This is a genomic window from Prochlorococcus marinus CUG1433, from assembly GCA_017644425.1.
GTDB classification, from domain to species: Bacteria; Cyanobacteriota; Cyanobacteriia; order PCC-6307; family Cyanobiaceae; genus Prochlorococcus_A; species Prochlorococcus_A marinus_U.
Genome location: JAEPLN010000001.1, coordinates 515403 through 537788, shown reverse-complemented (window position 1 = coordinate 537788; position 22386 = coordinate 515403). Strand labels below are relative to the sequence as shown.

Here is a 22386-nt window from a genome sequence, read left to right as displayed (position 1 = left end):
TTCAGAATTTATTTAAAGCAAATGATATGTCTGAGATTAAATCCTTTGTTTCTTCACATCCTATCGATAATCTGACAAGAGCATCATCTATCCCCAAAAGATTTTTTGTTTTATCATCAAGAGAAGCATGAGTCATTGTTGCTGGGTGACAAATTAAACTTTCAACTCCTCCAAGGCTTTCTGCTAGAGAGAAATATTTGAGAGATTTGCAAAATTTAAAAGTATCCTCTTTATTTAAATTTAATTTTATGGTGATCATCGAACCTCCAGATCTCATTTGCGATTTCGCTAAATTAAATTGAGGATGTTTTTGATTAAAAGGATAAATTATTTTACTAATTATTTTATGATTTTCTAATTCTTCAGAAATTAATTTTGCACTTTGCGTTTGTTGTTCGATCCTTAAAGGAAGAGTTTTTAATCCTCTCGTAATGAGCCAACTATCAAAAGGAGATGGTTGAAGCCCTAGAGCTTTTTGGGAGAAAAGCATCTTACTATTCCATACCTCATTATTCGTCAGTACTGCTCCACCAAGTGCATCACTATGTCCATTAATGAATTTTGTTGTGCTTACAAGTGATAGAGTTGCACCTAGGTCCAATGGTTTTTGAATAAGTGCCGTTGAAAAGGTGTTGTCTACAACTACTGGGATTTGTAGTTTATTCGCTTCATCACAAATCGCCTTAATATCAAGTACCTTCAAAAGAGGATTAGTTGGACTTTCTAGCCATATCAAGGTTGGCTCGAAGTATGAAATCTTTTTGATATTATTTTCGTTTGTAAAATCTGTGTATAAAACTTCTAGTCCAAATTTCTTGAAAACTTTTTCGAACATCCTCACTGTACAACCATAGAGATTTGACTCGCAGAGTATCTTGTCACCTGATTTTAGTGTTGATGAAATTGCAGTTACCGCACTAATTCCAGATCCAAAAACTGTACAGTATTTAGAATCCTCTATTGATTTAAGGACGCTTTCTAGAATTCTAAAGTTTGGATTGCCTGATCTTGTGTAGTCGAAATTATCTTTATTTCCATGTTTGAAAGTAGATGTAGAAAAAATAGGAGGCATAACGCATCCGGTTTCTTCTGCAAATGTATCCCCATGGTGAATAGATAAGGTCTTAAAACCTGGTTTTTTTATATTATTTTCCTTATTTTCCATTATTTTAAAAATAAGAATTAAATTAAATCTCTCATTTTTTTATGAGAGATTTATTAATCCAAAGAAAAGTAGTATTAAACTTTTCTTGAATAATATTCAACAACTAGTAGTTCGTTTATTTCAAGAGCCACCCACTCTCTATCGCATTTCCCATTTATTTTCCCCGTCAATTTAGGTTTGTCTAAATCAAGATGAGGCGGAACATTTGCTAAACCAGGGAATTCTATATTACCTTCTACAAGTTTTTTGCTTGCTTTGTTTTCTTTAATTCCGATTACATCGCCTGATTTGCATTGATAACCAGCAATATCAAGAACCTTTCCATTAACGGTTACATGGCCATGATTTACTAATTGTCTTGAGCCTGGAATGGTACCTCCAAAACCTAATCTAAAACAAACATTATCAAGTCTGTTTTCTAAAAGTCTTAGTAGGTTAGTTCCTGTAGATCCTTCTTGAGCTCTAGCTTTTTTAACATAGCGAACTAGTTGTTTTTCAGAAACTCCATAATTAAACCTAAGTTTCTGCTTTTCTTCTAGACGAATTGCATATTCTGATCGCTTGCGACGGGCTTGGCCGTGCTGACCTGGAGGATTTGACTTCTTTGAAGCTTTCCTGGTGAGTCCTGGTAGTTCTCCCAAGCGACGCGTAACCCTTAATCTGGGGCCGCGGTATCTTGACATAATTTTAATTTAAATAGAAATTTGCAATAAATTGGATAATTGATTAAATTCAATTAAACTAATTACTACTTGAAATATTATTTTACATCATTAAAGTGATCAAAACTATTAATAAATCAATTACTTCTATACTTCTTTTTATGATTTCCTTCTATAAAAAGTGGTTTTCTCCTTTTTTCGGACCAAGATGCAGATTTATTCCAAGTTGCAGTTCTTATGGATATGAGGCAATTACTAGACATGGTCCTTGGAAGGGAGGGTGGTTAACTTTAAGAAGATTGAGCAGATGTCATCCTTTAACTCCCTGTGGATGTGACCCTGTGCCTGACTAAATGAATGAAAATATTTATTTTTGTTAGACAGGGATGTTGCCTTTGTGATTCATTAAAAAATAAACTTGCAAAAATAAATCTTAATGAGTTATTCCCTAATCTAGAGGAGCTTAAAGAAATTGATATTGATAGGGTCGATTTATACAAAGATAAATATAAAAAATATGATTATGAAGTACCTGTTATTGCTGTTGAAGGAATTAGGTCCGAGGAAATTATAGAATTGCCTCGCATTTCTCCAAGATTAAAAGATGATCAATTAAAGAATTGGTTTCAAAAAAATATTAGAACCATTCTGGAGAAATAATTTTTCATATGAGATCTATAAAATTACATAAACTTTTAGATTTGGTTGGAATTATTCCTTCATTAGATTTAATCGATCATGAAATCAATAATATTTCTTTTAACTCTAAAGAAGTAAAAAAAGGAACTTTATTTTTAGGTATGCCTGGTTTGAATGTTGATGGAGGAAAATATTGTAATGAGGCAATTGAAAATGGTGCAGAGGCTGCCATTATTGGGCCTGCTGCAAAAGAGAAAATTGGATCTATTTATCGAGAAAGGATTTTGGTTATAGAGGATAATTTAGATTATATTTTTGGTCAAATAGTCGCTGAGTTTTGGAACAGGCCTTCAAGAAAACTTAAACTTATTGGTGTTACAGGTACAAATGGAAAAACGACAATTACTTTTTTATTGGAATATCTTTTAAAAAAATTAGGGAAAAAGACTGCATTATTTGGGACCTTGGTCAATAGATGGCCTGGCTTTTCAGAAGTGGCTCTTCATACAACTGATTTCGCCGATAAACTACAAAAGAAATTAAATTCTGCTGTTGAGGCAGAATCTGAATTCGCGATATTAGAGGTAAGTTCTCATTCTATTGCTCAAAACAGGATATCAGGATGCGAATTTGAGGCGGCTATTTTTACTAATTTAACCCAAGATCATCTTGATTATCACTCAGATATGGAATCATATTTTCAAACAAAAAGAAAATTATTTTTCCCACCTTACTTAAAAGAAAAAGATGGGATTTGTGTATTAAATCATGATGACCATTGGATATCTAAATTATCATCTGATCTTGAAAAAAGATCTTTATTAGTCTCTACAAAGATTACTGAAAGTGAATTTGAAAATGATGATTTTTTTTTCGTAACAGATAAAAAATTTACTGAAAGTGGCTCAACCTGTATTTTTCATACACCTAGGGAAAAAATTCAACTTTTTGTTCCACTTGTCGGTGAATTTAATTTAATGAATGCGATTCAAGCAATAACAATTTTGTATAAACTTAATTTTTCTTTAAAAGATCTATCAAAGTTAATACAATCTTTCCCTGGTGCTCCTGGGAGAATGGAGAAAATACAAATTGATAATGATGACGTTTCAAGATCTCTTCCAACAGTAATTGTTGATTATGCCCACACTCCTGATGGATTAAGAAAAGTTTTGGAATCAATTAAAAAACTTTGTGAAGGGAAACTCATAACTGTTTTTGGCTGCGGCGGAGATCGTGATCGTAGTAAAAGGCCTTTAATGGGATCAATAGCTGAAGAGTTTTCTGATCAACTTTTTATAACTTCAGATAATCCAAGATCAGAAGAACCCCAAAAGATAGTAAATGATATTTTGATGGGTATAAAAAAAAGAGAAAAAATAAGAATTGAAATTGATAGATTTAAAGCAATAAATGAATCTATTAAATTTGCCAAAAAAAAAGATATTGTTTTAATTGCAGGAAAAGGACATGAAGACTACCAAATTCTCAATGATAAAGTTATTAATTTTGATGATAGAAAAATAGTTTATAAATTATTAAAAGAAAAAAATAAATCTCAATAAAATTTCCTAATCAAATAAGCAAGATCTTTACGCAAATCATAAGAAAAGTTTCCTAGAATTAATGGAGTTATTTTTATTAAAATGAAAGGCTTAGCCTTGGTTGTAGGTGCAGGTGGAATTGGAACACAACTAGCTAAAGATCTGAATGAAAGTGAAAAAGATTTAGATGTTGTTTTGTGTGGAAGAAAAAGTGAATTTAATCCTTTTTGGGAATTAGATATAGAGGATCCTCAATCCCTTTTGCAGTTGAAAAATAAAATATCAAATCATCATTCAAAATTAAGGCTAGTTGTTAATGCTACAGGTAGACTTCATAGTGATTCTCTTCAACCAGAAAAAAGGTTACAACATCTTGATAAAAAAAATATGATCGACAGTTTTTCAATAAATGCCTTTTCTCCTATTTTATTAGCTAAAGCGATTGAAGAATTTATCCCAAAAGATTTTGATTTTAATTTTGCAAGTATAAGTGCAAGAGTGGGAAGCATAGGAGATAATCAAACTGGAGGTTGGTATTCATATAGAGCTGCAAAATCTGCCCAAAATCAGTTTTTTAAATCTTTAAGTATTGAGTGGGCTAGACGTTTTCCAAAGGCTACTATTACACTGCTTCATCCAGGAACAGTAGATACTGATTTATCAAGACCTTTTCATAAATTTGTTCCAGAACATAAATTATTTAGTAAAGAAAAATCATCCCAATTTTTGATCAATATTATTAAAAATCAAACTCCAGAATCTTCTGGAAAATTTATTGCATGGGATAGCTCAGAAATACCCTGGTAAATCAAAATTCCTCTACATACTAATAGAACTGAAAATTAATAAAAGTCAAAGAAAATTAAAAAATTTATTTATCTTACTAATAAGATTTACTTTTTCTTTTTTCTAAAGTGGGTCAGATATAAATTCGTAAAATTTGCGATTACTAATAAGATAAGCAAAAAAGTATTTAGCGCCATATTTTGAGGACCTTTATACATTTTTACCAATAACAATAACTATTTTCAACATGAATGTTTGTTTAAGAATTTTAAAAAAAATAGAAAAAAGGTTGGCTAACATTGAAAAAGGTTTCTTAACTCTTTTTTAAAACTCATAGAAAAGATTGTAAAAATAGAGTTGTTAATTGTTATCAAAAAGGGATCCTAAAAAATCGATAATTAAAAAAAAGATTAGTTACAAACTTTGAGTCAGTATTTTTTTTATTTCTTCAGAAAGTAAATCAATCTCAGCTTCTGTAGTCATTTGATGTACGCATGCTCTAAACCATTTTGGATCTTCTAAAACTCTAATCCAAATTTTTTTTTCTCCAAGTTTCTTCACAAATTTATCTTTATCTTCGATATTGTCGATATTAAAACTAACTATCCCATTTAAGTATTTTTTATCTAAAACTAATTCAACTTCATTTAATTGATTCAATTTATCCCAAAGTTTTTCACTTAATTTTTTGATATTTTTAGATTTATCTTTTTCAGGGCAGTCTTTATCCAAAAGATCTAAAGAATTCCGGAGTCCAGCAAGTAAAGGAATACAAGACGTGGCTACTTCAAATTTCCTTGCATCATCATGAAAAAGATTATCTGAAGGCTCATAAATTCCTTGTTCTTTTTTTAATGATTTCCAACCAATTATTGTTGGATCTGTTTCATAAATAAATCGATCTGATAAATAAATGGCTCCAAGTCCTTCTGGACCACATGCCCATTTATGAGAAGTAATTGAATATAAATCAGAATAAAAAACTTCTTCTTCAATGTTTATGTGCCCAAAGGTTTGAGCCCCATCAACAAGTAAATAAGAGTTTTCTCGATTATTTTTTAATTCGATTGAAATTTGTTTTAAAGGAATTTTATATCCAAAGTTCCATAATATATGAGAAATAATTAGGATCCTAGTCTTACTATTTAGATTTTTTAAAATCTCTGAAATTATATTTTCGTCATTTAGATTTTTAATTTTTTGGATTGGCAAAATTTTCAATATTAATTTATTTCTTCTGCAAAATTCTCGACTTGCAGCAACCACTCCAGGATGTTCACAGTCACTTATTAACAACTCTTCCCCCTCTTCTACTTTTATTCCCCAAAAGGGCAAAATCATACCGGAAGAGATATTCTCGGTTAAAGCTACATTCTTTGAATTGATTCCTAATTTTTGTGCAATGATTCTTTTTGTGGTCAATATTTCTTTGTAAATAAAAGGCCACATATCATTTGTAAATGGTCCTAAATCTTGAATAATTTCCCAAGATTTAATTATTTCTTCTAGAGAAGATTTTGGTAATGGCCCTTGACCACCATAGTTGAAATAATACTTATTTTTTAATGCTGGTATTTGATCTCTTAGATTATTTCTCATAGAAATTTAAATTATATTTTTAAACTCTTGATTTTTTTAAATTTTGCCTACTAAAGTTACTGTTCTAAATTCAATATCCTCAATTACTTTCCAAGGTTCAGCACTTCTTTCTGCAAATTCTAAATTTTTAAAACCAAGTTTTTTAAAATCACTTATAAACTCAGGCTCATACCATGCTCCACTAATACATCCTGTCCATAGATCATGATCATTTTGCAATCTTAAAGGAACTTTTTTGTTAGAGACAATATCGCTAATTGCAATTCTTCCATTATCATTTAAAACTCTCTTTATGTTTTTTAGAAGGTTATTTCTAGATTCTGGACTTACCAAGTTTAAAACGCAATTACTTAAAATAATATCAACTGATTTGTCGGCGATTAATGGATTTAAATCTTTATCTAATTCATCAAGTTTTTCAATTGATCCTTTAATAAATTCTGTATTGTTGAAACCTATATTTTTTGTAACTTCTTTAGAGGCTGATCTAGATAAAGAAAGCATATCAGGATTCTGATCAACTCCAATAACTTTCCCTTCTTTTCCAACAATTTGGGCACAAATAAAAGCATTTTTTCCGCTACCACTTCCAAGATCTAAGACAATATCATTTTTTTGAACATATTTTGTTGGATCACCACATCCGTAGTCTCTTTCAATAACCTCTTGAGGAATTGCTTCAAGTAAAGCGGGATTAAAGCCAACTGGTGTACAAAGACAACTCTCTTTTTCTAATGCGGCTGATCCATATCTTTCTTGAATCGCATCTTTATGATCTAGTTGATTAGGTGTTTTTTTCGATGTGTTTGTATTACAGCAACTTTCAGACATATTTTTTAAAGTACTCTTGATAAATATAGCCAAAAAAAAAGCCCCTGAAATAGGGGCTTATCCTTTTTTAAATTAAATTATTTAGTGTAATTTACACCTCTGTAATTTAATTCTGCTTTTTCATTACTTGAAGAAGCGTCATCCAATCTGTTGGTGTATACGTTTCTTCTGTAGGTAAGTTCAACAAGTTGCTTTTTAACAGCTTCTTTATTTTGAACGTAGTTTTTACCTCTGTAAGTTAAAGTAGTCATGTTTCGATGTGACAACACGGCCATCCCCCGTTCCATGGTATGACTCGAACTGCGCCCTCCGAAGAGGGTGAACGAAAAGTAGCAATTGCTACAAAACAATTATAAACGTATTTCTCTGGAGATGTCTAGCTTTAACATATAGAAACGAAGATTTAATCTTTTTTTTATTATCTTAGGTAAATTTTTTTATTAATAGTCTCTAAAAAGGATTATGTTTATATTTGGTTTAATTTTCATATAACTATTTTTTTATGACAGGTTTTTTATATTTCTTGGGCAATACTTTAAGGTGGCCAGTCCTAAAGCCAAAAGAATTTTTTTCATTGCATGCGTATTTTTCAATTATTTATTTGATAACTTTTACTTTGAGTAAATATGATGTAAGCCAATCAAATTTAGTTTTTACTCTAGGAATTCTCGCACCGCTTTTAATCGCTATTGGTCAAGGCCTTCCAATTGATTGCCTTGATATGGAATCATCTTTGTTGAAGGAATTAAAAACTAAGTAAAATATTTTCAGTTATAAATTTCTATAAAACCTGGACTACTTCGCTTATTTCAGGAATCATTTCTTTTAACTTTCTTTCAATACCCATTTTTAGAGTCATAGTACTACTTGGACAACTACCACATGCACCTTGAAGTCTGACTTTGACAATTGGACCATCTATTTCTGCTATTTCTACATTGCCTCCATCAGATATTAAAAAAGGTCTAAGCTCGTCAAGGACTTTTTCTACATTTTCATTTGTCAGCGAGAGTGTTTCAGTACTCATAATTTTGTATTAACTTTATAATAAGCCTAGAAAGAAATTTGATTAATTGCAAAAAAGATAATTTTCTGTTGTGACTTCATTTAAAAATTCCACTGACAATATTAGCTATTTTGATGCAGTCTTGGTTGGAACAGGGATAATGAGCAGTACTTTAGCGCTTTTAATTTCCGAAGTTTTACCAGATATAAACATTCTTATTATAGAAAAATTAAATTCTCCAGGAAGTGAAAGTACTGGCGCTTTAAATAATGCAGGAACAGGACATGCTGCTAATTGCGAGCTAAATTATACACCTTTAGATGAAAAAGGAAATATAAAAATAGATAAAGCGCTCTCAATAAATCGTTCTTTTGAAAGATCTATGTCTTTGTGGGCCTCATTGTATGAAGCAGGGAAAATTGATATTAAAAAGTTTTTAAAATTTATTCCTCATATAAGCTTTGTGACTGGTCAGGATAATATTTCTTTTTTAAAAAAAAGGTTTCAGAAAATGACCGAAAATCCTGAATTTAATGATATGGAATTTTCTACATCTTTTGATGAAATTTCATCATGGGCTCCCTTAATAACAAAGGATAGGAATCCATTTGCCAAAATTGCTGCTACCAGGATAAGTAGAGGAACAGATATTAATTTTGAGGCTCTCACAAAAGAGTATTTGTCATTAGTTTCTTTAAACAATAATGTTGAAATTAGATACAAAACAGAATTATTAGATTTAAAGAAAATTGATAGAAAAAAATGGGAACTAGAAATTAGTTCAGAAGGTATAACAACTTCAATTAGAACTGGCTATGTTTTTCTTGGTGCTGGTGGAAAAACAATTAATTATTTACAAAAATCGAAAATTCCAGAAGCAAATAGTTATGGCGGATTTCCTGTTAGTGGGAAATGGCTTATTTGCGAGAAAAAAGATCTAACAGAAAAACATAACTCAAAAGTTTATGGTAAGGCTGATATTGGATCGCCACCAATGTCTGTGCCTCATTTAGATACAAGATGGATTGATAATAGAAAACTTCTTTTATACGGACCTTTTGCTGGATTTACAACAAAATTTCTAAAGCAAAGTTCTTACTTAGACTTATTTAGTTCAATTAAAAAGAATAATATTTTTTCTATGTTAGACGTTGGTTACAAGAACAAAGATTTAATTAATTATTTAATATCACAATCATTAAAGAACCATAACTCGAGAGTTGAGAATTTGAAGAATATGATGCCATCAGCTAATCCTTCAGATTGGTATTTAAAAAATGCTGGTCAAAGAGTTCAAATAATTAAAAAAACTAAAGGTGGTGGCTCTTTGAAATTTGGAACGGAGATTGTGAATTCATCTGATGGATCATTGTCTGCTTTGTTAGGGGCATCCCCAGGTGCGAGCACTGCGGTTTCAATTATGGTTGAGGTTCTAGAAAAATCCGTTTTATTTTTAAACGACAAGCATAATCTTCAGAAAAAAATAAATGAGTTAATTTATCCAGAATTATCGGCCTCTCAAAATGACAGTACCTTCATAAAAGACATCAAAAAAAGAAATAATTCAATTTTTGGTTTCCATCCATAAATCTAATTAGCTAATATTAATCAAGATGTAATAAGAGGAGAGTTTTCTTTCTAAATGACTGATATATCTGTTTCAAAAATAAGAAATTTCTGCATAATCGCTCATATTGACCATGGTAAATCTACCCTTGCCGATAGGTTACTCCAAGATACTGGTACTGTTCAGCAAAGGGATATGCAAGAACAATTTTTGGACAGTATGGACCTTGAAAGAGAGAGAGGAATTACTATCAAGTTGCAGGCCGCTAGGATGAAATATGAAGCTGAAGATTCTCAAGAATATGTTTTGAACTTAATAGATACCCCAGGGCATGTTGATTTTTCTTACGAGGTTAGTAGATCACTTCAAGCTTGTGAAGGAGCTTTACTGGTGGTTGATGCAAGTCAGGGAGTAGAAGCTCAAACCTTAGCTAATGTTTATCTCGCCTTAGAAAATAATCTTGAAATAATTCCTGTTTTAAATAAAGTTGATTTACCAGGTGCTGATGCTGAAAAAATAAAACGAGAAATAGAGGAGATTATTGGACTTGATACATCTAATGCAATAAATTGTTCAGCAAAAACTGGAGTTGGTATTAAAGATATTTTGGAAGCAATCGTAAGAAGAGTACCTCCTCCTCAAGATGAAATTAAACTACCTACAAAGGCTCTCATTTTTGATTCTTATTATGATCCATACAGAGGAGTTATTGTCTATTTCAGAGTAATATCTGGATCTCTTAATAAGAGAGAAAAGATATTATTAATGGCGAGTAAAAAAAATTATGAACTTGATGAAATAGGAATAATGGCACCTGATCAGCAGCAAGTTGATGAATTGCATGCAGGAGAAGTTGGTTATTTAGCTGCTTCTATAAAATCAGTCGCTGATGCGAGAGTGGGAGATACGATTACTCTTTTAAATTCTCCTGCCAATGATCCTTTGCCTGGTTATAAGACAGCAAATCCTATGGTTTTTTGCGGCTTATTTCCTACTGATGCTGATCAATTCCCAGATTTAAGAGTATCTCTTGAAAAATTACAATTATCTGATGCTGCTTTAAAATATGAGCCCGAAACCAGCAGCGCAATGGGCTTCGGATTTAGGTGCGGATTCTTAGGACTTCTTCATATGGAGATCGTACAAGAAAGATTAGAAAGAGAATATGATTTGGATCTAATCGTAACGGCACCATCGGTTATCTATAAGGTTAATTTAAATCAACAGGAACATATCTTTATTGATAATCCTTCTACAATTCCTGATCCACAACTTAGAGAATCAATAGAAGAGCCTTATGTAAAAATGGAAATTTATGCTCCCAATGAATTTAATGGAACATTAATGGGCTTATGTCAGGAAAGGAGGGGAGTATTTATAGATATGAAATACATAACAACAGATCGAGTTACTTTAATTTACGAAATTCCATTAGCAGAAGTAGTTACAGATTTCTTTGATCAAATGAAAAGTAGGACCCAAGGTTATGCATCAATGGAATATCATTTGATTGGCTATAGAAAGAATGACCTTGTTAGGTTAGATGTTCTAATAAACTCAGAAAGAGCAGATCCATTAACTTCTATTGTTCATAAGGAAAAGGCCTATGGAATTGGCAGAAGTTTAGTTGAGAAATTAAAAGAACTTATTCCAAAACAACAATTTAAAATACCTATTCAAGCATCAATCGGTAGCAGGATTATTGCAAGTGAAAGTATAAGTGCTTTACGAAAAGATGTTTTATCTAAATGTTATGGAGGAGATATTTCTAGGAAAAAGAAACTTTTAAAGAAACAAGCCAAAGGTAAAAAGAGGATGAAGGCGATGGGTAAAGTTGAAGTTCCTCAAGAAGCTTTTATGGCAGTCCTAAAATTAAACCAGTAATTTTTTTAATTTAAAATTAATAGCTATTTTTTTTTTAAGAATTGGGTATATTTCATTCATATCTTTAAAAAAAATTTTGGATATTTACTCAATTAATCGTATCGGTGCAAAAATCAGAAAAGTTGGATTTTTAATTGTACTTTTTTATCTTCTTGTTGTTTTAATAATGAAATTTTTAGAGGTCAATAATTTTTTTGGTTATTCATTTTCAATGTTGAGCAATGATATCTTTGCCCCTCCTTCACTTAGTCATTTCTGTGGCACAGATAGATTAGGAAGAGATGTTTGCTTAAGAACTTTGCAAGGATCATCCTTAGCTATAGAAGTTGTATTTTTAGCAATTCTTTTTTCGTTAAGTTTGGGTTTGCCATTGGGATTATTAAGTGGATATTTTGGTGGTTTTTTTGATAAATGCCTATCACTAATAATGGATACTATTTTTTCAATACCTGTAATTTTGCTTTCAGTAGTTGTAGCTTTTGTATTAGGCAAGGGTATTTTTAATGCGGCTTTGGCATTATGTATTGTTTACTCGCCTCAATATTTTAGATTAATTAGAAATCAGACAATGTTGGTTAAATCCGAAACTTATGTTGAAGCAGCTAAAGTTTCAGGAGCTGATGTTAAAACAATTATTTTTAAATATATTCTTCCAAATGTAATAACTCCTTTGCCTATTCTTCTTACCCTAAATGCTGCGGATGCTGTTTTGGTACTAGGTAGTTTAGGATTTTTAGGTCTTGGTGTTCCTGCAGATGTCCCAGAGTGGGGAAGTGATTTAAATCTTGCACTTGCAGCTTTACCTACTGGTATATGGTGGACGGCTTTATTCCCAGGTTTGGCAATGTTTTTTTTAGTTTTAGGTCTTTCTTTTATAGGGGAGGATCTCGAAGAAATTTTTGATAATCAAAAGTTTGAATAAATTTAGTTATTTCTAGAAGGATCAAGTTCTCCTTGATCATTCAACTTTGGATATTTTCTACCTGATTTTTTATAAATCATAGCTAATTCTGGGTAACACCATTCAAAAAGCGTCTTTTGATATTCATCTATATTCAAACCTTCTCCATTAGTTGGCAATATACCTTTATTTTTTCTCTGACGAATAGCTTCAAATAATAATATGGAAGCAGCAACTGAAACATTCAGGGATTGAACCATACCTCTCATAGGTATGAAAATTGATTGATCAACCATCGATATGAGTTCTTTACTTAATCCCCATTTTTCTGCTCCTAAAACAAAACATGTATTTTGAGAATAATCAAAATTTCTGTAATCTTCTGATTCACTATTGAGAGTTGTTCCATATAATTTAAAACCCTTATTCTTTAAATCAGATATAGCTGTTATCGTATTTTCATGATTTTTTAGTTTCACCCATTTTTGACTCCCTTGAGCAGTACTGTTAAAAGTCTTAACTGCATTCATTTTGTTAATAAAATTTGCTTCGAAAACTCCAGCCGCATCACAGGTTCTTAATATTGCTGATAGATTATGTGGCTTATTGACATCCTCAACTAAAACAGTTAAGTTCTTTATTCTGCAATCTAAAACACTTTTGATTCGCGCAAATCTTCTTGGCAAAATTGACATTTATAATTTTTCACACTTTTTTTAAATTATATTCAAAAAATATTGATTACCTATTAAATCTCTTAGTTTATAATATTTAGGTAGTTTGAATTAACTCAATGGCATACATAGAATGGGACTATACAGTTATTACTAGCATGGTAGAAAAACAAGGATGGAATTTGCCTGAACGAGAAACTGAAGATTGGATTAAATTTAAAGATGAATTAGGAGAAAAAATGAGAGGAGTTGGTATCGTTTTTGAAAAATATTGTAAATTCACTCCTGATGTAGGCGAAGGGGTTCACCTTTTAGATGAATGATCAAAAATAGTTTTAAACCATTGATGTATCCCTTAATCAATGGCTTATTACTAAATAAGATAATACAATTTCATTAAATTAGAACTGGTAATTATTAAGGCTTTATAAAGCTTGTGCTCTAATTAGCTTCTTAGTATTAGATAATTTTATTTTTTTATCTCCCACAAAAAAGTTATTTAAATTCTATATTTGTATAAAAATATGAAAAATAAATTAACTTTTTTATTCGATGGTGGTTGTCCACTTTGCTTAAGAGAAACAAATTTTCTAAAAAAAAGAGACACCTTGAATAAAATTTCATTTGTAGATATTAACAGTAAAGATTTTGATCAAAAACTTTTTTATGACATCTCGTATTCAAAAGCCATGTCAAACCTGCATGGAATTATGGAAAATGGTGACATCATAAGAGGACTAGACGTACTCGCATATTCTTATGAATTAGTTGGTTTAGGTTGGGTTTATTATCCTTTGAAAATTAAACTTTTGTCGCCAATATTAAGGCTGGTTTATAGATATTGGGCAAAATATAGACTTCAAATTACCGGTCGATCTAATATTGAAAAACTTTGTAACTCTAAATGTGAGCAATAAATATGGAAAATATCGATATTGACAGAATAATAGAGATGTGTTGGGAAGATAGAACACCCTTTGAAGCTATTGAGTATCAATTTGGTTTAAAAGAGGAAGATGCGATAAAAATTATGCGTCAAAATCTTAAACCTAAATCATTCAAAGTTTGGAGAAAGCGGGTTTCGGGAAGAAGTACTAAACATATGGCGTTAAAAGATTCAACTAGGTTCAAATCTACTCATAAGAGGAAATTATAAATTTTGAAAAATCTTTCTACAAAAACTTGTCCTGTTTGTAATAGGCCATTCGAGTGGCGCAAGAAATGGAAAAACTGTTGGGATGATGTTATCTACTGTTCAAAAAGATGTAGTAACAGAAAGTCGCAAAGATGAAACAAGTATCAATTATTTTCCCGAACCAACTTTTTAGAGAAAGTCCTATTTTAAAAATAAAATGTGAAATTTTAATTTTGGAAGATTCATTATTTTTTGGGAATGATAAATTTTATAAATTAACTAACCATAAAAACAAGTTGATTTTTCATAGAGCATCTATGCTCGCTTATAAACAATATTTAGAAAAATCTGGCTTTAAAGTTCTATACAAAGAAAACAAGAATAATATTTCTACAGTTGACTACTTAGCAGAATTTATTAAAGATAAATATCAGAAAATAAATCTTATAGACCCTCATGATTTCTTGATAATGAAGAGGATCAATGATTTTGTTGTAAGAAATAATTTAGCCTTAAATGTTCTGCCCTCTCCTATGTTTATTAGTAGTGAAGAGGTAAAGGAGGTATTTGCATCGAATACAAAAAAACCTCTTATGGGCAGATTCTATGAGAATCAAAGAAAGAGCCAAAAGATATTAGTTAATTCTGATGATACCCCTGAAGGAGGTAAGTGGAGTTTTGATGAAATGAATAGAAAAAAATTACCAAAAAAAATTACCATACCCTACACAACTAAATTAACAAAAAATAAATTTGTAGTTAATGCCGAAAAGTCATTAGCTAATTTTGATATTCAGTTTATTGGAGAAAGTAATCACTTTATATATCCAACTAATTTTCATGAGGCAGATCTATGGTTAAATGATTTTTTTAAACATAGATTTGCCCTATTCGGAGATTATGAGGATGCTATTTCTAGAGAAAATTCTTTTTTATGGCATAGTTTACTTTCTCCTCTTTTAAATAGCGGTTTATTAACTCCTGATGAAGTAGTAAATAAAGCATTAATTTATTCCAAAAATAATAATGTTCCCATTAACTCTTTAGAGGGTTTTATTCGTCAAATTATTGGATGGAGAGAATTTATCTGCCTTGTCTATAAGAAGTATGGAACAAAGATGCGAAACAGTAATTTTTGGAATTTTGAAGATAAGCCGATTCCAGAATCCTTTTATAAAGGAAATACAGGAATTGAACCAGTAGACGTTGTTATAAAAAATATTATCAAATATGGTTATTGTCACCATATTGAAAGGCTAATGATTATTGGTAACTTTATGCTTTTATGTAGAATTCACCCCAATCAGGTTTATAAATGGTTTATGGAAATGTTTATTGATTCTTATGATTGGGTAATGGTTCCTAATGTTTATGGAATGAGTCAGTTTAGCGATGGAGGTATTTTCTCAACTAAACCATATATATCAAGCTCTAATTATGTAAAAAAAATGTCAAATTTTAAAAATGGACCTTGGTGTTCAATTTGGGATGGTTTATTTTGGAAATTTATTAAAGACAATGAAAGCTTTTTTAGAAAGCAATATAGACTGGCGATGTTAACGAGAAATCTCGATAAGATGTCAGAGGAAAAATTAAATAATCACTTAGAAATTGCCGATAATTTTTTAAGTGAAATGCAATAAATTAAGACTTCATAATTTGTAGTTACTTTTGAAAAATTTAAAGAATATTATAATATTACGAAATATTAAAAGCAGATGTTAAGTTAATCAAAATTCGGAAGTTAATGGAAATAGGGACTCTTTTTTTGAAAAGTATTATTACCGGTATAATTACTTTCTCTGAATTAGATTGGATAACTACCCATCAATCCAATTACACAAGGCTGGAGAAATCTATAGCCATAAAGTTAGGCCGATTACTTGATTCAGGATCAATAAACATGGGTTGCCGTTTAAATTCCTAATTAAGATTTTATTTATTAATGAAGTATCAAGAAGAGAAAAAACTATTTTTTAGAGAAAGAATTCATGCTTTAAATATCTTTCTATTTTTAGGATTTAATTTGACACTTATCTCTATCTTAGGTTTTATTTGGTTTTATTCTTCAGTTGAAAAAGTAGTTTAAATATTTAAATTTTTTGTATATTAAAGTTATCTTTAAGAATAAATTATATTTTGAGCATAGGATTTTTACAAAGAAAAGCAGCTTGGGAAATTTTATTAAAAGTTAGTTATGGTAATTTTTCTAATCATGCTCTTGAGAAGGTTTTAAGAAATTATCAATTTACTCCTCTCGATATAGCTTTTATTACTGAATTATCTTTTGGATGTATAAGGTATAGAAAATTTCTCGATCTTTGGACAGATCATACCTCAAAAATTTCTCATAAAAAGCAGCCTCCAAAATTAAGATGGCTTTTACATATAGGTTTATATCAAATATTGAAAATGGATAAAGTTCCATTAGCTGCCGCTATCTCTACTACTGTAGAAGTAGCTAAAAAAACAGATTTAAATGGTTTAGCAGGAACTGTAAATGCGATATTGAGAAATGCATCAAAAAAATTAGAACAAGAAATTTTTCCAGAAATATCTTCTGATAGAAAAGAAAGAATTTCATATCTTGAATCTTTGCCATTATGGCTTGTGAATGATCTTTATAAATGGGTAGGTAATATCGAGGGTGAAAATATCATTAAGTCATTTAATAAAAAACCTTCAATTGATTTAAGAATAAACCAATTGAAAACTGATTTAGATGAATTTTTGAAAATACTGCGTGGAAATAAAATTGATGCAGAGATTATTGAGGATTTAAATAATGGTATTACTTTAAAATCTAATCCAAGAACTATTCAAAACTTACCAGGATATAGAGATGGACTTTGGACAATTCAAGATAGATCTTCGCAGTGGATAGCACCTCTTTTAAAACCAAAAGAAGGTGAAAAGATTTTAGATGCATGTGCAGCGCCGGGAAGTAAGTCTACCCACCTAGCAGAATTGGCAAATGATAGTGCTGAAATCTTGGCTGTAGATAGATCAGCAAAAAGATTGAAAATACTTCAATCAAATTTAGAGAGACTAAATTTAAAATCTGTAAAAACCCTTAAGGCTGATGCATCGAACTTGATTAAATTGAATCCTAAGTTTATATCTTATTTTGATAAAATTCTCGTGGATGCTCCTTGTTCTGGTATTGGAACTCTGTCAAGGAATCCAGATTCTAGATGGTCTTTAAGTAAAGAAAAAATTAAATCCTTAACTTTATTACAGGAAAAACTTTTAGAGAGTATTTTCCCTCTTTTAAAAAAAGATGGAACTTTAGTTTATTCAACTTGTACAATCTGTCCTGATGAAAATAATATATTAATTGAACGATTTATTGAAAAAAATAAAGCTTTAAAATTGGTTAGCCAAAAACAAATCTTACCTAGCTTAGATTATCCTGGTGATGGATTTTACGCTGCAATAATTTCTTATAAATCTTAAAATAAAATTTATTTTTTAATTGGGATTTTATAAATTTCAGATATAAATTTTTTCCATAAATAAGCTGCATTTCCACTAGATAATTCTGTCTCTGCGTTATTGTCGTAACCTATCCAGATACCTGTTGTAAGCTTATCAATTGAACCAATAAACCAGAGATCTCTATTCCCATCTGATGTTCCTGTTTTCCCATAAATTTTCTTTCCTTTTATAAAAGCTGCTTTAGATGTTCCTTCTTTTACAGATTTTTCAAGAAGTTTTTTTACTTTTTTGTTTACTTTTAAATCTAATATTTTCTTAGAAATAAATTTGTTTTTCCAAATTGTATTATTATTAAATGATTCTATTTTTTCTATGATGCTGGGGATTTGAATCTTCCCACTATTATTGATTGCAGAATACGCATTTGTAATGTTTAAAAGATTGTCTCCGTAGGAACCAATAGCTAATGATGGGAATTCCTTAAACTTTTGCTTATAACCCAAACCAAATGAATTCGCTAAATTAATAATATTTTTAGAGCCGATTTTGTTTGTTATTGATATTGGTACGATATTGGATGAACTTTTAAATGATTCAATCAAAGATACTGAACCTCTGTATTTTTCTGAAAAATTTTTTGGACAATAACTATCCCAGCATCTTGGTAAGTCTTCAAAATTATCAGTTAATTTTATTCCTTCTATTAATGCAGCAGCATAGGGAATAATTTTAAAAGTTGAACCTAAAGGCCTTACAGATAAAATCACTCTATTGTATTCATTAACTAATGGATTTCTGCTGGTTACCATAGTCCTGATTAGTCCTGTGTTTGATTCAATAGATAACAGGGCAAATTCAAGTTCTTCAGGTCCAACATATCTTGAAATTTTTTGGGCTTTTTCTTGCCAATTTTTGTTGATGGAAGATTTAATCCTTAAAAACTTATAATCATTATTACTTTCAATTACTTTATCGGTTTCCTCAAGGATAAAATTTATTAGTAATTTATCATCTAAAGAATTATTAGCTGTTTGATGATTTAAGTTTAATTTCTCTTTAATAGCCTTATTTTTATTCTCAAGAGAAATATATCCATCAATATACATTGATTCAAGAACTTTATTTCTATTTTTAATAGCTAGTTCTATATTTTGATAAGGTGAATAAATTGACGGAGCTGGAGCTAATCCTGCAAGTAATGCGGATTCTGATAAAGTCAATTCTTCTACAAGTTTTCCAAAATAAACTTGAGAAGCCTCGTTAACCCCGTATGCTCCTGATCCCAAATAAATATTGTTTAAATATAATTTTAAAATTTGATTTTTGTCATATCTGAATTCAAGTATGAGTGATATAAATATTTCTTTTATTTTTCTTTGAAAACTTAAATCATTATTTAGAAAAATCAATCTGGCAAGTTGTTGAGTAATCGTGCTTCCACCCTCCTTAACATAACCACTTCTAATATTTTGAAAAAGGGCACGTGAAATACTTCTGAAGTCAATTCCATTATGTTTATAAAATCTTTTATCCTCAGAAGTTATAAAAGAATATTTAAGAAAAAATGGAATTTTATGTCTACTATTATCTATTTCAAATTTACGGCTTAATTTGCTTAGTACCTTATTGTCAGCAGATGATATTACATAAGAATATTTGGTTGAGCGGTATCGTTCGTTTTTAGATATTTCGAATTTTAATGTCGTAAATATCAGATTATAAATATAAAGAGATATTCCAGAAAAAATCAATATTGGAATTATTAATACAAAAGATTTGGATTTAATCTTTTGCACTTTAGGCAACTAAAAAACTATGCCCTATCGCTAAAGCTGTAACTAACATTCCAGTTATCAGGAACGGTTGTGCACTTGCTTGATATTTGACATCAAACTTTAGAGGATCTCTTAGTAACCACATATCTTGAAATGTAATTTGTGGAATTACCAATAAAACCAAAATTATAGAGGCTAAATGTTGACCAATAATGACTAATACTACAACCATTGCTAATTGAAAAATGTCAATTAGTCCAGCACTTATTCTACTTGCATTTTTAATTCCAAATACTACCGGTAAAGAATTCAAACCTAGCTTTGAGTCTCCTTCAACGCTTTTGAAATCGTTAATAACAGCAATACCCAGCCCAGAGAGGCTATAAGCAAGTGTAAGCAATGCTGTCACAATAGTTAATTTCCCAAACAAGGCTTGTCCTGCCCACCAAGGTAAAGCTATGTATGATGCGCCTAATGCATAATTACCAAGCCAACCATTTTGTTTTAATTTAAGAGGTGGTGCAGAATATATATAACTAACAAAAGATCCTCCTAATGCTAAAAGTAAGACTGAGGGAAAGTTATGTTTAGCATATAAATCTAATAGAAAAGCAACTATAAGACCTGCAATGAGTAATACCCAAATTTGAATTTTCACATCTTTGATTGAAATTTTTCCAGAAGGAATTGGTCTATTTGGCTCGTTAATTGCGTCAATTTCTTTATCAAAAAAATCATTTATGGTTTGTGTATAACCCGCTAGAAGTGGCCCACTCATCAACATGCATGCTAGTGAAGCTAAAACATTACTAAATGTCCATTCAAATTTCCCACTAGCAGCAGCTCCACAAATAACACCCCATATCAAAGGGATCCATGTAATTGGCTTCATTAGCTGTATACGAAGTTTCCATATACTTGAAGTTTCAGAAGCGCCTTTAATTCCTAATAGTTGTTTTGGATCATTCACTTTGCGCTTTACCCTTTCTCAATTTCTTCTGGGAAAAACCAGTTTTGCTCTCCATTCTGAAATTTTGCAGTAATACCAATGCTTCTGCCATCTGTCATTTTATAGCCTGTTATTACTGCTTTAGGATTAGAAGATATTTGATCAATTAATTTTTCTGGTAGTCTATCTTTTACTTTATTAATGTTAATTTTAATTTTACTGCCGATTTTGGGTAATAATTTTGTTTCAGCCATAAGAGGTAAAATGGAAGCTATTATGCAAGATTAACAGCATTTGGACAATTTTTACTAAAATGGTTGCTCTTCGTTTAATTCCTTGTTTAGATGTCGCCAATGGACGGGTGGTTAAAGGTGTAAATTTTGTTAACTTGAGAGACTCAGGTGATCCTGTTGAATTAGCTTGTAGGTATTCTGATGAAGGTGCAGATGAATTAGTATTTTTAGATATTAGAGCAAGTGTTGAGAATAGAAATACTTTAGTTGACCTTGTTTCTAGAACAGCAAAATCAGTAAAAATCCCTTTTACAGTAGGTGGAGGTATAGATTCTCCTTCTTCTATAAATGATCTCTTAAGAGCAGGAGCCGATAAGGTGAGCTTGAATTCTTCTGCCGTTAAAAATCCTAATTTAATTTCTAAAAGTTCTAAAGAATTTGGTAATCAATGCATAGTGATAGCAATTGATGCCAGAAGGAGGATTAATAAGGATGATCAATGGGATGTATATATAAAAGGAGGGAGAGAGAATACCGGAATAGATGTTCTGAGTTGGGCAAAGAAAGTTGAGGAATTAGGTGCAGGTGAAATATTACTGACTTCAATGGATGGTGATGGTACGCAGAATGGATATGATTTGGATTTGACAAAATCTGTTGCAAATATTGTTAATATCCCAGTAATTGCATCTGGAGGAGCAGGCTCTTTAGAACATATTTATGATGTTTTCAAAGAAGGCAGGGCATCAGCAGCACTTTTGGCATCATTACTCCATGATAAGAAACTTACCTTACAAGAAATAAAAACTTTTCTACTTGAAAAAAAACTTCCAATTAGACCATATGAATAAAAATTTATTTAAATCCACAAAAAAATTTATTTAAAAAAATAAAAATGAAATTCACAAAAACTATCGAAGTAAAAAACATTTTTAATAAAATTTCTTATAAATATGATTTTTTAAATAATTTATTAAGTTTTGGATTGCACAAATTATGGAAGAGAAAATTAGTTAATTTACTAGAACCCTTAAATGGTGAAGATTGGGCTGATTTGTGCTGTGGAACTGGAGATTTAGCATTCTTAATTTTTAAGAAAGTAAGTCCAAGAGGCTCTATTACTGGTATTGATAGTGCAGAGGATATTTTAAATATTGCAAAGAGAAAATCAGAGCTTAGAAAAAATAAATTTATTAAGTGGGAAATTAACGATGTTTTGGAAATTAATGATTATTCGAGAAATTTTGATGGAATTTGCATGTCCTATGGCTTAAGAAACTTACATAATGTTGAAGAAGGTATAAAAAAAGTTTTTTATCTTTTGAAGGATAAAGGAAGGGCAGGATTCCTGGACTTTAATCACTCAACAAAAAATTCTTTATCCAATATTTTTCAGAAAATTTATTTGAGACTTATAGTAGTGCCCATTTCGCGTCTTTTTAATTTAAGTCTAGAGTACGAATATATTGAAAAAAGTATTAGAAATTTTCCAAAGAAAAATGAGCTTATAAAAATTTCTAAAGATGTTGGATTTAAAAAGGCTGAATATAGAAATATATTTTGGGGGCAAATGGGAATATTAATTTTAACTAAATAAA

General features: G+C 30.4%; 26 protein-coding genes. 16 read left to right on the top strand and 10 right to left on the bottom strand.

Annotated elements, in window-relative coordinates; translation table 11 throughout:
* Position 1: 1 nt before the first annotated feature.
* Together JJ842_03145 and rpsD are read right to left on the bottom strand one after the other, a co-directional pair.
* Positions 2-1165 carry a PLP-dependent transferase gene (locus JJ842_03145; GenBank protein ID MBO6970912.1) on the bottom strand — a complete coding sequence of 388 codons (1164 nt, stop codon included), beginning with the start codon at positions 1163-1165 and terminating at the stop codon, positions 2-4.
* 74 nt (positions 1166-1239) lie between these two features.
* Positions 1240-1848, bottom strand: a complete 609-nt coding sequence (gene rpsD, locus JJ842_03140) for a 30S ribosomal protein S4 (GenBank protein ID MBO6970911.1) — start codon at positions 1846-1848, stop codon at positions 1240-1242.
* 95 nt (positions 1849-1943) lie between these two features.
* On the opposite strand from rpsD, the gene yidD reads away from it, so the two are divergent.
* The 4 genes from yidD to JJ842_03120 all read left to right on the top strand — a co-directional run bounded on the left by yidD (position 1944) and on the right by JJ842_03120 (position 4817).
* Entirely contained in the window at positions 1944-2180 is a 237-nt protein-coding gene (yidD, locus tag JJ842_03135) for a membrane protein insertion efficiency factor YidD (GenBank protein ID MBO6970910.1), read from the top strand.
* Between the two features lie 4 nt (positions 2181-2184).
* On the top strand, positions 2185-2487 hold the full coding sequence (locus JJ842_03130; GenBank protein ID MBO6970909.1) for a glutaredoxin family protein: 303 nt from the start codon (positions 2185-2187) through the stop codon (positions 2485-2487).
* A gap of 8 nt (positions 2488-2495) precedes the next feature.
* A complete protein-coding gene (locus JJ842_03125; protein MBO6970908.1) occupies positions 2496-4031 on the top strand; it encodes a UDP-N-acetylmuramoyl-L-alanyl-D-glutamate--2,6-diaminopimelate ligase in 1536 nt (511 codons plus the stop codon).
* A gap of 81 nt (positions 4032-4112) precedes the next feature.
* Positions 4113-4817: an SDR family NAD(P)-dependent oxidoreductase gene (locus tag JJ842_03120; GenBank protein ID MBO6970907.1), complete on the top strand. Its 705-nt coding sequence runs from the start codon at positions 4113-4115 to the stop codon at positions 4815-4817.
* A 393-nt stretch (positions 4818-5210) separates the two neighbouring features.
* Here JJ842_03120 and JJ842_03115 read toward each other — a convergent pair whose 3' ends face one another.
* The 3 genes from JJ842_03115 to JJ842_03105 form a co-directional block, all read right to left on the bottom strand.
* The gene (locus tag JJ842_03115; protein MBO6970906.1) at positions 5211-6395 is read right to left on the bottom strand and encodes an aminotransferase class V-fold PLP-dependent enzyme; all 1185 of its coding nucleotides are present in this window, start codon (positions 6393-6395) and stop codon (positions 5211-5213) included.
* A gap of 36 nt (positions 6396-6431) precedes the next feature.
* On the bottom strand, positions 6432-7226 hold the full coding sequence (locus tag JJ842_03110; GenBank protein MBO6970905.1) for a methyltransferase domain-containing protein: 795 nt from the start codon (positions 7224-7226) through the stop codon (positions 6432-6434).
* 77 nt (positions 7227-7303) lie between these two features.
* Positions 7304-7477 (bottom strand): DUF4278 domain-containing protein, encoded by a 174-nt coding sequence (locus JJ842_03105; protein MBO6970904.1) that lies wholly within the window; start codon positions 7475-7477, stop codon positions 7304-7306.
* A gap of 251 nt (positions 7478-7728) precedes the next feature.
* Here JJ842_03105 and JJ842_03100 point away from each other — a divergent pair, with 251 nt between their 5' ends.
* Positions 7729-7986 carry a hypothetical protein gene (locus tag JJ842_03100; GenBank protein ID MBO6970903.1) on the top strand — a complete coding sequence of 86 codons (258 nt, stop codon included), beginning with the start codon at positions 7729-7731 and terminating at the stop codon, positions 7984-7986.
* A 21-nt stretch (positions 7987-8007) separates the two neighbouring features.
* Here JJ842_03100 and JJ842_03095 read toward each other — a convergent pair whose 3' ends face one another.
* Positions 8008-8253, bottom strand: coding sequence for a NifU family protein (locus JJ842_03095; GenBank protein MBO6970902.1), 246 nt, complete (start codon positions 8251-8253; stop codon positions 8008-8010).
* Positions 8254-8323: 70 nt separating this feature from the next.
* Between JJ842_03095 and JJ842_03090 the strand changes: the two genes are divergently transcribed.
* The 3 genes from JJ842_03090 to JJ842_03080 all read left to right on the top strand — a co-directional run bounded on the left by JJ842_03090 (position 8324) and on the right by JJ842_03080 (position 12605).
* A complete protein-coding gene (locus JJ842_03090) occupies positions 8324-9820 on the top strand; it encodes a malate:quinone oxidoreductase (GenBank protein MBO6970901.1) in 1497 nt (498 codons plus the stop codon).
* 54 nt (positions 9821-9874) lie between these two features.
* The gene (gene lepA / locus JJ842_03085) at positions 9875-11683 is read left to right on the top strand and encodes an elongation factor 4 (protein MBO6970900.1); all 1809 of its coding nucleotides are present in this window, start codon (positions 9875-9877) and stop codon (positions 11681-11683) included.
* 166 nt (positions 11684-11849) lie between these two features.
* Positions 11850-12605, top strand: a complete 756-nt coding sequence (locus JJ842_03080; GenBank protein MBO6970899.1) for an ABC transporter permease — start codon at positions 11850-11852, stop codon at positions 12603-12605.
* 2 nt (positions 12606-12607) lie between these two features.
* Here JJ842_03080 and trmH read toward each other — a convergent pair whose 3' ends face one another.
* A complete protein-coding gene (trmH, locus tag JJ842_03075) occupies positions 12608-13279 on the bottom strand; it encodes a tRNA (guanosine(18)-2'-O)-methyltransferase TrmH (protein ID MBO6970898.1) in 672 nt (223 codons plus the stop codon).
* A gap of 98 nt (positions 13280-13377) precedes the next feature.
* On the opposite strand from trmH, the gene JJ842_03070 reads away from it, so the two are divergent.
* From JJ842_03070 to JJ842_03045, 6 genes are all read left to right on the top strand, one after another.
* Positions 13378-13581, top strand: coding sequence for a hypothetical protein (locus JJ842_03070; protein ID MBO6970897.1), 204 nt, complete (start codon positions 13378-13380; stop codon positions 13579-13581).
* A gap of 201 nt (positions 13582-13782) precedes the next feature.
* On the top strand, positions 13783-14175 hold the full coding sequence (locus JJ842_03065) for a DUF393 domain-containing protein (protein MBO6970896.1): 393 nt from the start codon (positions 13783-13785) through the stop codon (positions 14173-14175).
* Positions 14176-14177: 2 nt separating this feature from the next.
* The gene (locus JJ842_03060) at positions 14178-14414 is read left to right on the top strand and encodes a TIGR03643 family protein (GenBank protein MBO6970895.1); all 237 of its coding nucleotides are present in this window, start codon (positions 14178-14180) and stop codon (positions 14412-14414) included.
* Positions 14415-14417: 3 nt separating this feature from the next.
* Positions 14418-14549, top strand: coding sequence for a DUF2256 domain-containing protein (locus tag JJ842_03055; GenBank protein ID MBO6970894.1), 132 nt, complete (start codon positions 14418-14420; stop codon positions 14547-14549).
* Positions 14546-16036: a cryptochrome/photolyase family protein gene (locus tag JJ842_03050; protein ID MBO6970893.1), complete on the top strand. Its 1491-nt coding sequence runs from the start codon at positions 14546-14548 to the stop codon at positions 16034-16036. Before JJ842_03055 ends, JJ842_03050 begins: the two co-directional genes overlap by 4 nt.
* A gap of 496 nt (positions 16037-16532) precedes the next feature.
* Positions 16533-17849 (top strand): 16S rRNA (cytosine(967)-C(5))-methyltransferase, encoded by a 1317-nt coding sequence (locus JJ842_03045; protein ID MBO6970892.1) that lies wholly within the window; start codon positions 16533-16535, stop codon positions 17847-17849.
* Positions 17850-17857: 8 nt separating this feature from the next.
* On the opposite strand, the gene JJ842_03040 is transcribed toward JJ842_03045, so the two are convergent.
* From JJ842_03040 to JJ842_03030, 3 genes are read right to left on the bottom strand one after another with little or no spacing between them, the layout of a single operon-like run.
* Positions 17858-19627, bottom strand: coding sequence for a transglycosylase domain-containing protein (locus tag JJ842_03040; protein MBO6970891.1), 1770 nt, complete (start codon positions 19625-19627; stop codon positions 17858-17860).
* Position 19628: 1 nt separating this feature from the next.
* The gene (gene chlG / locus JJ842_03035) at positions 19629-20576 is read right to left on the bottom strand and encodes a chlorophyll synthase ChlG (GenBank protein ID MBO6970890.1); all 948 of its coding nucleotides are present in this window, start codon (positions 20574-20576) and stop codon (positions 19629-19631) included.
* Positions 20577-20584: 8 nt separating this feature from the next.
* A complete protein-coding gene (locus JJ842_03030) occupies positions 20585-20809 on the bottom strand; it encodes a DUF2862 domain-containing protein (GenBank protein MBO6970889.1) in 225 nt (74 codons plus the stop codon).
* A 59-nt stretch (positions 20810-20868) separates the two neighbouring features.
* Between JJ842_03030 and hisF the strand changes: the two genes are divergently transcribed.
* Together hisF and ubiE are read left to right on the top strand one after the other, a co-directional pair.
* The gene (gene hisF / locus JJ842_03025; GenBank protein MBO6970888.1) at positions 20869-21639 is read left to right on the top strand and encodes an imidazole glycerol phosphate synthase subunit HisF; all 771 of its coding nucleotides are present in this window, start codon (positions 20869-20871) and stop codon (positions 21637-21639) included.
* 44 nt (positions 21640-21683) lie between these two features.
* On the top strand, positions 21684-22385 hold the full coding sequence (ubiE, locus tag JJ842_03020) for a bifunctional demethylmenaquinone methyltransferase/2-methoxy-6-polyprenyl-1,4-benzoquinol methylase UbiE (GenBank protein ID MBO6970887.1): 702 nt from the start codon (positions 21684-21686) through the stop codon (positions 22383-22385).
* The last annotated feature ends 1 nt before the right edge of the window (position 22386 follow it).

Bases quoted from the DNA above. Each gene is read 5' to 3' on its own strand.
- JJ842_03050 (MBO6970893.1), top strand. From the start codon at position 14,546: ATGAAACAAGTATCAATTATTTTCCCGAACCAACTTTTTAGAGAAAGT.
- lepA (MBO6970900.1), top strand. From the start codon at position 9,875: ATGACTGATATATCTGTTTCAAAAATAAGAAATTTCTGCATAATCGCT.
- JJ842_03105 (MBO6970904.1), bottom strand. From the start codon at position 7,477: ATGACTACTTTAACTTACAGAGGTAAAAACTACGTTCAAAATAAAGAA.
- trmH (MBO6970898.1), bottom strand. From the start codon at position 13,279: ATGTCAATTTTGCCAAGAAGATTTGCGCGAATCAAAAGTGTTTTAGAT.
- JJ842_03080 (MBO6970899.1), top strand. From the start codon at position 11,850: ATGAAATTTTTAGAGGTCAATAATTTTTTTGGTTATTCATTTTCAATG.
- rpsD (MBO6970911.1), bottom strand. From the start codon at position 1,848: ATGTCAAGATACCGCGGCCCCAGATTAAGGGTTACGCGTCGCTTGGGA.
- JJ842_03100 (MBO6970903.1), top strand. From the start codon at position 7,729: ATGACAGGTTTTTTATATTTCTTGGGCAATACTTTAAGGTGGCCAGTC.
- JJ842_03145 (MBO6970912.1), bottom strand. From the start codon at position 1,165: ATGGAAAATAAGGAAAATAATATAAAAAAACCAGGTTTTAAGACCTTA.
- JJ842_03065 (MBO6970896.1), top strand. From the start codon at position 13,783: ATGAAAAATAAATTAACTTTTTTATTCGATGGTGGTTGTCCACTTTGC.
- JJ842_03110 (MBO6970905.1), bottom strand. From the start codon at position 7,226: ATGTCTGAAAGTTGCTGTAATACAAACACATCGAAAAAAACACCTAAT.
- JJ842_03125 (MBO6970908.1), top strand. From the start codon at position 2,496: ATGAGATCTATAAAATTACATAAACTTTTAGATTTGGTTGGAATTATT.
- JJ842_03130 (MBO6970909.1), top strand. From the start codon at position 2,185: ATGAAAATATTTATTTTTGTTAGACAGGGATGTTGCCTTTGTGATTCA.
- JJ842_03070 (MBO6970897.1), top strand. From the start codon at position 13,378: ATGGCATACATAGAATGGGACTATACAGTTATTACTAGCATGGTAGAA.
- JJ842_03115 (MBO6970906.1), bottom strand. From the start codon at position 6,395: ATGAGAAATAATCTAAGAGATCAAATACCAGCATTAAAAAATAAGTAT.
- JJ842_03060 (MBO6970895.1), top strand. From the start codon at position 14,178: ATGGAAAATATCGATATTGACAGAATAATAGAGATGTGTTGGGAAGAT.
- JJ842_03120 (MBO6970907.1), top strand. From the start codon at position 4,113: ATGAAAGGCTTAGCCTTGGTTGTAGGTGCAGGTGGAATTGGAACACAA.
- JJ842_03030 (MBO6970889.1), bottom strand. From the start codon at position 20,809: ATGGCTGAAACAAAATTATTACCCAAAATCGGCAGTAAAATTAAAATT.
- ubiE (MBO6970887.1), top strand. From the start codon at position 21,684: ATGAAATTCACAAAAACTATCGAAGTAAAAAACATTTTTAATAAAATT.
- hisF (MBO6970888.1), top strand. From the start codon at position 20,869: ATGGTTGCTCTTCGTTTAATTCCTTGTTTAGATGTCGCCAATGGACGG.
- JJ842_03095 (MBO6970902.1), bottom strand. From the start codon at position 8,253: ATGAGTACTGAAACACTCTCGCTGACAAATGAAAATGTAGAAAAAGTC.